The sequence below is a fragment of the Microbacterium sp. SS28 genome (genome assembly GCF_022761035.1).
GTDB lineage: Bacteria > Actinomycetota > Actinomycetes > Actinomycetales > Microbacteriaceae > Microbacterium.
The window spans coordinates 58,401-70,652 of sequence record NZ_JAKWJP010000003.1 but is presented as its reverse complement, the minus strand read 5'-3'; the positions used below and the strand labels follow the sequence as shown (position 1 = coordinate 70,652).

Genomic DNA, 12,252 nt, shown 5'->3' with positions numbered 1-12,252 from the left:
ATTTCCCCATCGCCGTACGGGGGACGTCGGGTCGACGACCCGAGTCACATCCTCCGACTCGGGCGATGCCAGGTCAATGGCCTCCCCGACAGAGCGCGGTGAGGGTTCGGCGGGCGCGGTCAGGGCCGGACGAAGAGGTACCCGCGCTCGTCGTCGAAACCTCCGACGGCGAGTCCCGCGGCGAGGTGCCCGACGAACTCCTCGCGCACGCGCAGGCGCCAGGCCGCAGCATCCGTCCCCTCGCGCCGGAGGCTCTCGATGTCGTGCGGAACGGCGACCGACGCGACTACGTCGCGGTCTGCCGGGGTCGGGAGGGGCGGAGCGGCGAGCGCCCATGACACCATGACCCGGTCGGTCTCGTCGCCGCGGTTGATGCCGTCGTCCATCTCGCCGTACTGGTTGACGAGGTACTCCGTCACGCGCGCGCCGAGGACGCGCAGATTGAAGTGCGCGTTGCGGGCGACGAGGGGGTCGAAGGTCCACGTGATGTGGCCGACGTCGCGCGCGAACGCCCATGCGCGCTGGTGCTGCTTGAGCACGCGGCCGAGCCCCTGGCTCTGGTAGTCGGGCAGCACGCCCGTGATGTGCGAGTGCATCGAGCGCGCCGCGGGGGCCGCGAAGAAGGCGACGGATGCCCCCACCACGCGGTCGCCCTCGTACAGGCCGACGGCGTAGTTACCCGAGTGCGCGAGCGCGCGCAGCAGATTGGGCGGCATGCCGCCGCGATCGCCGCCCCACACCTCTGCGAGCACTTCGGACGCTGCGTGCACCTGCTCGACGGTCTCGAGCGGACGGATCTCGATGCCGGGCGGGGGCACGGGATCGGCGGTCGGGTCGGACATGCGCCCACCCTACGCCCGGCGACCCCCGCCCTCGGGGCCGCCGATAGCCTGGAACGATGGCATCGAAGGACGAGGACGCACGCAGAAGACTCACCCGGATGCCTCGCCAGGGCGCGATCGTCACGGTCCTGGCGATCGCGGGGCTCGCGTCGTCGTTCATGTTCACGCTCGTCGTGCCGATCCAGTCGAAGCTTCCCGAGCTGCTCGATGCGAGCCGCGAGGACACGGCGTGGGTCGTGACCTCGACGCTGCTCGCCGCGGCGATCATCACGCCCATCGCGGGGCGTCTCGGCGACATGTACGGCAAGCGCCGCATCGTGCTCGTGCTGCTCGCGGTCATGGTCGCGGGGTCGATCATCGCGGCCGTCTCGCCCGGCATCGTGGGCGTCATCATCGGCCGCACGCTGCAGGGCGCGATGGTCGGGGTCGTGCCGCTGGGCATCTCGATCCTGCGCGACGTCCTGCACGAGAACCGCGTCGACACGGCGATCGCGCTCATCAGCGCGACGCTCGGCGTGGGCGGCGCGCTCGGCCTGCCGGTGAGCGCGCTCATCACAGAGCGTGCGGACTGGCACATGCTCTTCTGGGTCGCCGCGGCGCTCGGAGTCATCGTCTTCGCGCTCGTGCTGTGGATCGTGCCCGTGAGCGTCCTGCGCACGGCAGGCCGCTTCGACTACGTCGGCGCGGCGGGGCTCAGCATCGGCCTCCTCGGGATCCTGCTCGCGATCTCGCGCGGCAACGAGTGGGGCTGGACCTCGGCGCCCACCCTCGCCTTCGGCCTCGGCGGGGTCGTCGTGCTGCTGCTGTGGGGCTGGTTCGAGCTGCGGATCGCCGAGCCCCTGCTCGACCTGCGCGTCGCCGCGCGGCGCCCTGTGCTGCTCACGAACCTCGCCTCGGTCGCAATGGGCTTCGCGCTTTTCGCGTCGAACGTCGCGTATCCGCAGATGCTCGAGCTGCCCGTCGCGGTCGGCGGCTTCGGGCTGTCGCTGCTCGCCGCGAGCTTCGTCGTCATGCCCGCGGGCGTCGTCATGATGGTGCTCTCGCCGTTCTCGGGGCGCCTCGCCCGCACCGTCGGACCCAAGCTCCTCCTGGTCCTCGGCGCCCTCTCCCTCATCGCGGCGTACGGGTACACGCTCCTGTTCTCGTCCGAGGTGTGGCAGCTCGTCGTGGCGAACTTCCTCATCGGCGCGGGCATCGGCTTCGGCTACGCGGCGATGCCGATGCTGATCATGCGGTCGGTGCCGCAGTCCGAGACGGGCGCGTCGAACGGCCTCAACGCGCTGTTCCGCTCGCTCGGCACGAGTACCGCCGCCGCCGTCATCGGCGCCGTGCTGTCGAGCTTCGTGATCGTCAGCGACGGGATGCCGCTCCCCACGCCCGAGGCGTTCCGGATGTCGTTCATCCTGGGCGGGATCGCCGCGGTCGCGGCCCTCGTCCTCGCCCTGTTCATCCCGCGGCACCGCGCGGCCGCCGAGAAGCACCCCTCGCTTCCCGAGTAGGAGGCGGGGCCGACCTACCGAGCGGCCACTGTCGGCGCGGCATCCCGCCCCACTAGCCTGACCCCATGAGCGACCAGACGCGCGGGGGCAGCGGCGGATCGGACGACGTACCGGAGCAGGTTCCGGTCGGCGCACCGGAGGGAGCGACGGCGGCGGCAGCGTCGTCGGGCGCGACGGGGGCGGCCGCGGCGGCGGCGAGCGGGACGGATGCCGCCGGCACGACCGGTACGGGCTCTGACGACACGCGGTTCTTCGGCCAGCCGCGCGCGCTCGCCAACATCTTCGGCGTCGAGATGTGGGAGCGGTTCAGCTTCTACGGCATGCAGGGCATCCTGCTCATCTACATGTACTACTCCGTCGAGCAGGGCGGGCTCGGCATCGACCAGGCCACCGCGACGGGCATCGTCGGCGCCTATGGCGGAACGGTCTACCTGTGCACGATCCTCGGCGCGTGGCTCGCCGACCGGCTCTTCGGGTCGGAGCGCGTCCTCTTCTTCAGCGCGATCGTCATCATGGCGGGGCACATCGCGCTGGCGATCCTGCCGAACCTCGCGGGCCTCGGCGTCGGGCTCATCCTCGTCGCGATCGGGTCGGGCGGCCTGAAAGCCAACGCGACAGCGCTCGTCGGCACGCTCTACCGCGCGGGCGACACGCGGCGCGACGCGGGCTTCTCGATCTTCTATCTCGGCATCAACCTCGGGGCGTTCCTCGGGCCGCTCATCACGGGCTTCCTGCAGCAGAACTACGGCTTCCACTGGGGCTTCGGCGTGGCGGCCGTCGGCATGGGCATCGGCCTCATCCAGTACTCGATCGGCCGCAAGAACCTCCCGGCATCGGCGGGCGTCGTCGCGAACCCGCTTCCGAGCAGCCGCTACGGCGCCGTCATCGGCATCGGCCTCGCGGGCGTCGCCGTCATCGTCGTGCTCGTGCTGCTCGGGGTCATCAACGCCCAGAACCTCGCGGGCGTCGTCATCATCGCGACGCTCGGCGCCGCGATCGCGTACTTCTTCGTGATCGTGTCGTCGCGGCAGATCACGTCGGACGACCGCTCGCGCGTCATCGGGTTCATCCCGCTGTTCATCGTCAACGTCGGCTTCTGGTCGCTGTACCAGCAGCAGTTCACGGTCCTGACGATCTACTCCGACCAGCGCCTGAACCGCATGATCCTCGGGTGGGAGATGCCCGTGTCGTGGATCAACTCGATCAACCCGGTGTTCGTCATCATCCTCTCGGGCGTGTTCGCGGCGATCTGGACGAAGCTCGGCCCGCGTCAGCCCTCGGCGCCCGTGAAGTTCGCACTCGGCGCGATCATCATGGGCATCGCCTTCCTGCTGTTCCTGCCGTGGGCCAACGGGGCCCCCAACTCGACGCCTCTCATGGCGATCGTCCTCATCCTCTTCGTCTTCACGATCGCCGAGATGTTCATCTCGCCTCCGGGACTCTCGGTCACGACGAAGCTCGCGCCGCAGCGCTTCCACACGCAGATGGTGTCGCTGTACTTCCTCTCGGTCGCCCTCGGAACCTCGATCGCGGGCTGGCTCGCGCAGTTCTACGACCCGAAGAACGAGGTGCCGTACTTCACGATCCTCGGCTTCATCGCGATCGCGCTGGGCGCCGCGCTGCTCTTCTGCGTCAAGCCCGTCCTCGCGCTCATGAGGGGCGTGCGCTGACCGCTCTCCTCCTTTACGCGGCCTCGGGGTCGGGCGTCTCGCGCGCGCCACAATGTCGCAGATCGCCGCAATGTCACGGGGAATCGGCCTCCCGCCTGTGACATTGCGGTGATCTGCGGACTTGCGGCGGGCCGGGTGCCGCGACTCAGTCCGAGACGAGCGTGCCACCGTCGATGACGATGTTCTGGCCGCTCACGAACGCGCCCGCGGGCGACGCGAGCCACACGACGGCGCCCGCGACCTCTTCCGGCGTGCCGAAACGGCCGAGCGGCGTCTTCGCGAGGCGCACGGGCGCGGCGGCCGGGTCGTCGGTGATGGGCCGCGCGAAGTCGGTCGCGATGACGCCGGGCGAGATGGCGTTCGCCCGGATGCCGCGGGCTCCCCACTGCACCGCGAGGTTGCGGGCGAGCTGGGCGTTCGCGGCTTTCGTGACGCCGTAGCCCGCGAGCACGCGGTTGCCGCGCAGGCCCGAGAGGCTCGACATGACGATGAACGACCCGCCGCCTCCTTCCGCGATGATCGGCAGCGCGAGCTCCGCGAGCCGCGCGACCGAGCGGACGTGCAGGTCGAACATCCGGTCGAGGCGGTCGATCGCGTCGGCGCCGTCCGGGTCGTCGAGCGCAGCACCGGCGTTCGCGACGACGGTGTCGAGCCGACCCCACCGCGCGACAGTCGAGTGGACGAGATCGGCGAGCTCGCCGGCATCCGTCACATCGCAGTCGACCCCGACGGCGTCACCGCTGTGTGTCGCGATCTCTGCGGCCGCGCGCTGCGGTGCGGAGGCCCCGAGCCCCGCGACCACGACCCGCGCGCCCGCCGCGGCGAGCGCCTCGGCGCACACGCGCCCGATGCCCGTGCCGGCCCCCGTCACGATCGCGACCTGCCCCGCGCACGAGAAGAGGTTCTCGGGGGCGAGCGGGGACGGGTTCACGGATCAATCCTCCCGCCGCGGGCGCGATCCCGCGCGGGGCGATCGCTGATACGCGGCATCACGGAAGCCGCGTTCCGCCGAGGGGATGCCACGGCTAGCGTCGGGGCATGAGCAGCTATCCCGGACTCGAGGGGCGCACGATCGTCGTGACCGGCGCGGGCGGAGGGCAGGGCGCGGCAGAGGCCGTGCTGCTCGCGCGGGCCGGGGCGCGGGTCGTCGCGACGGATGTCGCGGATGCCGAACCCGGCGTCTTCGCGGGGACCGGCATCCGGTATCGACGTCTCGATGTGAGCGTCGAGGCCGACTGGGCGGCGCTCGCGCGCGACCTCGCGGCCGAGCTGGGCGACGGCGAGACGCTCAAGGGCCTCGTCAACAACGCCGGCATCACGCACCGGGCGCGGCTCGGCGCCGTGGCACGCGCCGACTGGGACCGCGTGCTCGCCGTCAATCTGACCGGACCGATGCTCGGGATCCAGGCACTGGGTCCGCTCATGGGCGCGGGGTCGTCGATCGTCAACGTGGGGTCGTCGGCGGCGCTCAACGGCCACTATCCCGTCGCCTACACGAGCTCGAAGTGGGGCCTGCGCGGGCTGACGCACGTCGCGGCGACCGAGCTCGGGCCGCGCGGCATCCGGGTCAACATCGTCCACCCCGGGTTCATCGAGACTCCCATGACGGCGGGCGCGCCGGCCGCGATGCGCGAGACGCAGCTCGCGCTGACGCCGCTCGAGCGCCTGGGGCAGTCGGCCGAGGTCGCCGAGGTCGTCGCATTCCTCGTGTCGGACGCCTCTTCGTACATCTCGGGCGCCGAGATCCCGGTCGACGGCGGGGCTGCCTCGTCGGCCGGCGCGAAGCCCATGTCGGACGGCATCGCGGGCCGCTGAGGTCGGAGCCGGGCGCCGGTTCGACCCCTCGGCGAGCGCGGGGACCGGGTTGGGGCTGAGCCGGGCGCCGGTCAGCGCGCCTCCTCGACGAGCGCGTCCGAGAGGTCCTCGACGAGCCTGCGCGCGCCGCGCGCGGCGATCGCGACGCTCATGAGCGTCGGGTTCATGGCGTTCGCGGTGGGGATCGTGCCGTTGCCGCCGACGATCAGCCCGTCGAAGCCCCACACCCGCGACCACGGGTCGGCGACCGAGGTGCCGTCGTCCGCCTCGCCGACGCGGTACGTGCCCATGTAGTGCAGGCTCGAGCCGTTGGGCATGAGGCGCGGTTCGGCGATGAACTCGCCGAGCGCTGCGCCCGCGCGGCGCAGGCGCTCGGTCGCCGCGGCGATCTCGGTGTCCTCGGCGTCGGTCAGGGCGTACTCGACAGTCATGTTCGGGAAGCCGCGGTAGTCCGGCTCGTCATCGTCGAACGTCACGGCGTCCTCGTAGCGCGGGTGCTTGCGCATGCCGTAGCCCATGTTGACGTAGCCCCATCTGTTGCCCGCGCGGGGGTGGTCGGCGGGCAGTGCGAAGGGCGGGTTCTCGGCGTACATGACCTGCAGCGAGTACGGGTGGTCGGGCTCCGAAAACGGGATGCGGTTGACCGCCGCCACCGGATCCGCCGGGTTGTACGCGCGCCGCGCGATCTCGGCCTCGAGGTCGGTCTCGGTCGCGAATCGCCCGATCTTGTCGGCGTCGAGTGCGACTGTCGAGATCACGACGGGGTGCTCCGTCAGATAGTGCCCGAGGGCGGCGGGCCGGATGCCGGAGGCCCACAGCAGCTGCGGAGTGCGGAAGGCGTCAGCCGCGACGACGACGGCGTCGGCGGCGAAGGAGTACGACTCGCGCGTGCGGAGGTCCTCGACGAGGATGCCCGTGACCCGGCCGTCCTCGTGCTCGATGCGGCGCACGAGCGACAGGTCGCGCAGCTCGAAGCGCTCACTCAAGGGCGACGTCGCATCGATGAGCGGGCCGAGCACGACATCGGCGCCGGCCCACCGCATCGAGCCGTCGGGCTGCGGGTCGCCCGCGACGGGGAGCGTGCCGGGACCGTAGCCCTCGGGCAGCTCGGCGCCGAACTCCTCTTCGAGGAGGGACCGGATGCCGCCGCCCACGGCCGAGTCGGCGAAGGCCGCCCCCTGCACGTGCAGCAGGTCGCCGGCGACGGCGATGAGGTCGTCCCACTCGGCGTCCGGAATGAACGGGATCTTCTCGCTGAACGATGGCGACGGCGTCGCGCACGTCCAGTGCGCGCCCTGCCCGCCGACGTTGGTCGCGATCGCCGCAGCCGGGAAGGTCGGGGCGTGGCCCGAGCCCGCGCCGCCGAAGTCGATGAGGTGCGTGCCCTGGCGCGCCGTGAACATGCCCTCGACGACGACACCCCCGGGGATGCCGAGCGACTCGCGGAAGGCACCCGCCTGCGGGCCCTGCGAGCGTTCGCGCGCGCGCTCCTTCTCTGCGGGGTCGGCGATGTTGCGGACGCTCTCGCCCGGCACCTCGGTGAGCTGCGGGCCCGCCTCGAACATGACGACGCGCGCGTCGGGGAGGCCCTCGACGAGCAGCCGCGCGTACGCGGACCCGATCGGCCCGGAGCCGACGACGGCGATGGTGGGGGTGTGCGACATGGAGTGCTCCTCGGGTGTCACGCGGTGACGGGTTCAGTGGATGCGGTGGGCGCCGGGTCGTGCTCGTCCGAGAGCCGGCCGGCGGGAAGCAGGACGGCCGCGACGATGCCCAGGGCGTAGACGATCGCGAGGGCCGCGAAGACGGGCGCGAAGACGTCGCCGTAGATCCCGGCGATCTGCGCCTGCACGTCCGTGGGCGCCTGGTGCACGAGCTGCGGAGTGAGGGTCGAGGCGTCGAGCGATCCCGGTAGCTGCGTCGCGACCCCGACCGCGATGACGCCGCCGATGATCGCGGTCGCGACAGTCGACCCGACCTGGCGCACGAGGTTGACGCTCGCCGTCACGGCGCCCATGTCGCGGCGGGGCGCCGCGCTCTGCACGACGGCGACGACGAGGCTCATGAAGGCGCCCGTGCCGATGCCGACGACGGCCATGACGATCATCGGCACCCACAGCGGCAGTCCCACCGGCAGCAGCGCCATCGCGAGCAGGCCCGCGGCGCCGAGCGCGGTGCCGACGATCGGGTAGACGCGATAGTGGCCGGTGCGGCTCACGAGCCACCCGCTCGCGAGGTTGCTGACCAGCATCCCGAACACGGTCGCGATGGGGACGAGCCCCGACACCGTCGCGCTCGTCTGGTACGCCATCTGGAAGTACGTCGGCAGATAGGCCGTGATCGAGAAGAGCCCGAGTCCGATGATCGCCGAGAGCGCCGTCCCCGCCGCGACCGTGCGGTTCGCGAAGAGGCGCAGGGGCACGAGCGGCTCGGGGGCGCGCAGCTCGATGAGGAAGAACGCGGCGAAGGCCATCGCGGCGACGACGAAGGCGATGACGGATGCCGCGCCCAGCGCCGGATCCCCCACCCAGGTGACGGCGAGCACGAGCGCGACCATCGCGATCGTGAAGGCGACGGAGCCGGCGATGTCGAACCGGCGGCGACCGAACCCGGGAAGCGCGGGCACCGCGACGGCCGCGAGCACGAGGGCGATGAGCCCGAACGGGATGTTGATCCAGAAGACCCACTCCCAGCCCCAGTAGTCGGTGATGAGGCCGCCGAGCACGGGACCCACGAGGATCGCGATGGGGAAGGCGGCGCCGATGATCGCCATGTAGCGCGGCCGCTCGCGCGGGGAGGTGACCTCGGCGACGATCGTCTGCGACATGAGGTGCAGGCCCGCCGAACTCATCCCCTGGACGACGCGTCCGGCGATGAGCTGCGGCATGTCCTGCGCGAAACCGCAGGCGAGCGACGCGAGCAGGAACAGCACGAGCGAGGCGAGGAAGATGCGGCGGGGGCCGGCGGCATCCCCCAGCTTGCCGATGATCGGCAGCAGCACAGTGCTCGCGAGGGTGTACCCCACGACGATCCAGCTCATGTGCTCGAGAGCGCCGAGCTCGCCCGCGACTGTCGCGAGCGACGTCGAGACGATCGTGTGGTCGAGGGCGCCCAGGATCGAGACGGTCAGGAGGGAGGTGATGAGGAGACGGAGTCTCCACGGCGACATTGTCATACGCGTTAAGGCCCGTGAGACCGGGCGATCGACGCGACGGGGTGTGCCCCTCCGCGGCTTCGTGGAGGGAACGGGCCCGCATGCGGGGCCCCGACGTCACTGTCGATTCTAGCCGATCTTTAGCGTGAATTCAACTAAAGATGCCGAGATCAGCGTCGCCGGGCGCGTGAGCGAGGGCGCGCGGGCGGCAATTCCGGCGCCGGCTCGGCGGCGCCGACGGTGCCGACGAGCTCGCCTATGCCTTCGACGGTCATGCGCACTTCGTCGCCCTCCTGCAGAGCGGGGATCGTCGAGCCCCGCCCCCACAGCTCGCCGAGGCATCCGCCGTTTCCGACCGTACCGCTGCCGAGCACATCGCCCGCGACGACCCGGGCGTTGCGGGACGCGTAGGCGATGAGCTCGGGGAACGGCCAGCCCATGTTCGAGACGAGATCCTCGCCGACGAGTTCGCCGTTGATGCGCACCTCGGCACGGATCGCGAGGAACCCGTCCTCGTCGAGGAACGGGGCGAGCTCATCGGCCGTGACGATCCACGGGCCGAGGCTCGTGCCGAAGTCCTTGCCCTTCGCGGGCCCGAGGCGGACCTTCATCTCGCGGGACTGGATGTCGCGCGCCGACCAGTCGTTCATGATCGTGTAGCCGAAGATCCGGGATGCCGCGTCCTGCGCCGTCAGATTGGTGCCGGGCACTCCCCCGAGCACGACGGCGATCTCGAGCTCGAAGTCGAGGCGCTGCGTGACGGGCGGGGCCACGGCCTCGCCGGGGCCCAGGATCGTGTGCGGGTTCGTGAAGTAGAACGTCGGCGCCTGGTACCACTCGGGCACGACCTCGCTCTTGCCGTCGACGCTCGCGCTGACACCCTCGACGTGCTCCTCGAACGCCACGAAGTCGCGCACCGCGGCGGGGACGAGCGGGGCGAGGAGCCGGACGTCGGCGAGCGGCGTGCCGGCGTCGCCGTGCACGTGCGCGAAGGCCGCGTGAGCGGCATCCGCTCCCCCTGCGAGGATCGCGGCGACCGTCTGGCCGTCGGGGAACGCGACGACGCGGTCGTCGATGACGAATCCTTCGTGCGTCGCGGCGCCGGCCTCCCAGCGGGCGATCCTCACGCGCGCACCCGCGTCTGCAGGAGCGCCTCGGCGTTGTCCGTGAGGATGCGCTGCACGAGCTCTTCCGGCAGGTCGGCGCCGCGCACGAACGAAACGGGATCGTCGAGCCCCATGTCGAACGGGAAGTCGCTGCCCAGCACGACCTGCGACGCGCCCGCGACCTCGACGAGGTGCCGCAGAGCGACGGGATCGTGCACGACGGTGTCGAACCAGAGCTTCTTGAGGTATGACGACGGCTCGTGCGCGCAGCGCTGCGCCTCGGGGCGCACGCGCCATGCGCGGTCGGAGCGGCCGATCGCGAACGGCAGGTAGCCGCCGCCGTGCGCCGCGACGATCTTGAGATCGGGATGCCGGTCCAGGACGCCCGCGAAGATGAGGTGCGACAGCGCGACCGCGTTCTCGGTCGGCTGGCCCACGGTGTTGGAGAGATAGAAGCGGTCGAGGCGCTCGTCGAGGCTGCACCCGAACGGGTGCAGGAACACGACGGCGCCGAGTTCGGCCGCACGCGCCCAGAACGGCTCGAGGCGCTCGTCCGACAGCTCGACATCGCCCGCGAACGACGAGATCTCGACGCCCGCGAGCCCGCGGCCGAGGATCGCGTCGTCGAGGTACTCCACGATCCGCGAGGGATGCTGCAGTGGCACGACCCCGAGGCCCGTGAGCCGGTCCGGAGCCTGCGCGACGTGCTCGGCGACGAGCCGGTTCGTCTCCATCGCGACCCACGCCGCGAGTCCTTCGGGTGCCCACGGGTAGAAGTGGTTCGGCGAGACGCTGACCCACTGCTTCTCGACACCCTGCGCGTCCATCGCGGCGAGACGCGCGCCCACGTCGGTGAGCTTCGGGATGCGGGCGCCGATCATGGCGCCGGACGCCTGCAGGCTCGGGACGCCGTTGCGCCGGCGCTCGAGGTCGGCCGCCTCCGCGACGAGCTGCGGGACGCGCCGCTCGACCTCTGCGTGCAGCGCGGGGAGCAGGAGGTGCGCGTGGACGTCGGTGGTCATGCGGGGACCGCCATCTGCTTCGAGACGCCGAAGATGAGTCCCGCGGCGTCGGCGTCGCGGTTGCCGTCGAGCTGCCACTGACCGAGCTGCACTGACGCCTCCACGATCGCCTTCGCGCGCGGGATGCGGCGCTCGTGGAATGCCTCCCACAGGTCGACGTCGAGCGTGTCAGCCTGCACGAGCAGCTCCGTCAGCACGAGCGCGTCCTCGAGGCCCTGCGCCGCACCCTGAGCGATCGTCGGGGGGCAGCTGTGCGCGGCATCCCCGATCACGACGACCCGGTTGCGGTTCCAGGGGCCTTCGACGAGGTGCTTCGTGAACCACGTGTAGTTGGCGTGCGCGCCGCCCTCGAGGTCGGCGCGGATCGCGTTCCACGGGCCGTCGTAGGCGCGCGACTCGTCGATCATGATGCGCGTCGCCTCTTCATCGCTGACACCGAAGCGGTCCTGCGCCTTCTCGACGAGGAACGCGTACATCGTGTCGTCGCCCGTCGGCGTGTAGCCCGCGATGTACATGGGGCCGCCGTAGTACAGCTCGGTGCGCACGACGTCGGCCGGCCGCGAGACGAACGAGCGCCATATGCCCATGCCGGTGGGCTCGGGCTTGGTGTCGATCCCGATCAGATCGCGCACCGTCGAGTTGAGTCCGTCGGCGCCGATCAGCAGGTCGTACGTGCCGGCCGTCTCTCCGTTCACGAAGACCTCGACAGCAGCGCCCGTCTGCTCGAGCCCCGTGATCTTCGCACCGAAGCGCACGTTCGCCCCGGCCTTCTGCGCGTGGGCGAGCAGGATGCGCGCGAGCTCGGCGCGCGGCATCCCCATCTGCGCCGGGTAGTCGGGACCGCCTGACTTGACGTCGGGGAGCTCGGCGACGATCGGCGCACCGGGGCCGGGCGCGCGCAGGTTCAATCCTTCGAAGGGGTACCCCGCGGCACGGATGTCGTCCCACGCGCCGAGCGCGTCGAACACGCGGATGGCGTTGCCCTGCAGGGAGATGCCCGAGCCGAGCGCGCTGAGCTCGGCCTTCGCTTCGAAGACGTCGACCTCGACGCCCGCCTTGGCGAGCTGGATGGCGGCGGCGAGTCCCGCGACGCCGCTTCCGGCGATCGCGACCTTGCTGACTGCGGTCATTTTGAGAACCTCTC

General features: G+C 71.2%; 10 protein-coding genes. 3 read left to right on the top strand and 7 right to left on the bottom strand.

All coding sequences use genetic code 11. The annotated features are described in order from the left end of the window. Positions 1-119: 119 nt before the first annotated feature. Positions 120-842 (bottom strand): GNAT family N-acetyltransferase, encoded by a 723-nt coding sequence (locus tag MJ607_RS09515; protein ID WP_243075349.1) that lies wholly within the window; start codon positions 840-842, stop codon positions 120-122. A gap of 98 nt (positions 843-940) precedes the next feature. Between MJ607_RS09515 and MJ607_RS09510 the strand changes: the two genes are divergently transcribed. Beyond that, complete coding sequence (locus tag MJ607_RS09510) at positions 941-2,341, top strand: MFS transporter (protein WP_243075767.1); 1,401 nt, start codon at positions 941-943, stop codon at positions 2,339-2,341. Between the two features lie 65 nt (positions 2,342-2,406). Continuing rightward, positions 2,407-4,011, top strand: coding sequence for a peptide MFS transporter (locus MJ607_RS09505; protein ID WP_279234549.1), 1,605 nt, complete (start codon positions 2,407-2,409; stop codon positions 4,009-4,011). A gap of 145 nt (positions 4,012-4,156) precedes the next feature. On the opposite strand, the gene MJ607_RS09500 is transcribed toward MJ607_RS09505, so the two are convergent. After that, positions 4,157-4,942: an SDR family NAD(P)-dependent oxidoreductase gene (locus MJ607_RS09500; protein ID WP_243075348.1), complete on the bottom strand. Its 786-nt coding sequence runs from the start codon at positions 4,940-4,942 to the stop codon at positions 4,157-4,159. Positions 4,943-5,049: 107 nt separating this feature from the next. Here MJ607_RS09500 and MJ607_RS09495 point away from each other — a divergent pair, with 107 nt between their 5' ends. Next, the gene (locus MJ607_RS09495; protein ID WP_243075347.1) at positions 5,050-5,826 is read left to right on the top strand and encodes an SDR family NAD(P)-dependent oxidoreductase; all 777 of its coding nucleotides are present in this window, start codon (positions 5,050-5,052) and stop codon (positions 5,824-5,826) included. A 71-nt stretch (positions 5,827-5,897) separates the two neighbouring features. On the opposite strand, the gene MJ607_RS09490 is transcribed toward MJ607_RS09495, so the two are convergent. The 5 genes from MJ607_RS09490 to MJ607_RS09470 form a co-directional block, all read right to left on the bottom strand. After that, positions 5,898-7,490: a GMC oxidoreductase gene (locus MJ607_RS09490; RefSeq protein WP_243075346.1), complete on the bottom strand. Its 1,593-nt coding sequence runs from the start codon at positions 7,488-7,490 to the stop codon at positions 5,898-5,900. Positions 7,491-7,507: 17 nt separating this feature from the next. Then, entirely contained in the window at positions 7,508-8,995 is a 1,488-nt protein-coding gene (locus tag MJ607_RS09485; protein WP_243075345.1) for an MFS transporter, read from the bottom strand. A 155-nt stretch (positions 8,996-9,150) separates the two neighbouring features. Then, entirely contained in the window at positions 9,151-10,107 is a 957-nt protein-coding gene (locus tag MJ607_RS09480) for a fumarylacetoacetate hydrolase family protein (RefSeq protein ID WP_243075344.1), read from the bottom strand. After that, the gene (locus MJ607_RS09475) at positions 10,104-11,108 is read right to left on the bottom strand and encodes an amidohydrolase family protein (protein WP_243075343.1); all 1,005 of its coding nucleotides are present in this window, start codon (positions 11,106-11,108) and stop codon (positions 10,104-10,106) included. Before MJ607_RS09475 ends, MJ607_RS09480 begins: the two co-directional genes overlap by 4 nt. Next, positions 11,105-12,238 carry an FAD-dependent monooxygenase gene (locus tag MJ607_RS09470; protein ID WP_243075342.1) on the bottom strand — a complete coding sequence of 378 codons (1,134 nt, stop codon included), beginning with the start codon at positions 12,236-12,238 and terminating at the stop codon, positions 11,105-11,107. The genes MJ607_RS09475 and MJ607_RS09470 overlap by 4 nt, the downstream gene beginning before the upstream one ends. Between the last annotated feature and the right edge of the window lie 14 nt (positions 12,239-12,252).

Excerpts from the sequence above, each read along its gene's own strand:
- MJ607_RS09485 (WP_243075345.1), bottom strand. The coding sequence starts at position 8,995 with ATGTCGCCGTGGAGACTCCGTCTCCTCATCACCTCCCTCCTGACCGTC.
- MJ607_RS09515 (WP_243075349.1), bottom strand. The coding sequence starts at position 842 with ATGTCCGACCCGACCGCCGATCCCGTGCCCCCGCCCGGCATCGAGATC.
- MJ607_RS09505 (WP_279234549.1), top strand. The coding sequence starts at position 2,407 with ATGAGCGACCAGACGCGCGGGGGCAGCGGCGGATCGGACGACGTACCG.
- MJ607_RS09495 (WP_243075347.1), top strand. The coding sequence starts at position 5,050 with ATGAGCAGCTATCCCGGACTCGAGGGGCGCACGATCGTCGTGACCGGC.
- MJ607_RS09475 (WP_243075343.1), bottom strand. The coding sequence starts at position 11,108 with ATGACCACCGACGTCCACGCGCACCTCCTGCTCCCCGCGCTGCACGCA.
- MJ607_RS09510 (WP_243075767.1), top strand. The coding sequence starts at position 941 with ATGCCTCGCCAGGGCGCGATCGTCACGGTCCTGGCGATCGCGGGGCTC.
- MJ607_RS09490 (WP_243075346.1), bottom strand. The coding sequence starts at position 7,490 with ATGTCGCACACCCCCACCATCGCCGTCGTCGGCTCCGGGCCGATCGGG.
- MJ607_RS09470 (WP_243075342.1), bottom strand. The coding sequence starts at position 12,238 with ATGACCGCAGTCAGCAAGGTCGCGATCGCCGGAAGCGGCGTCGCGGGA.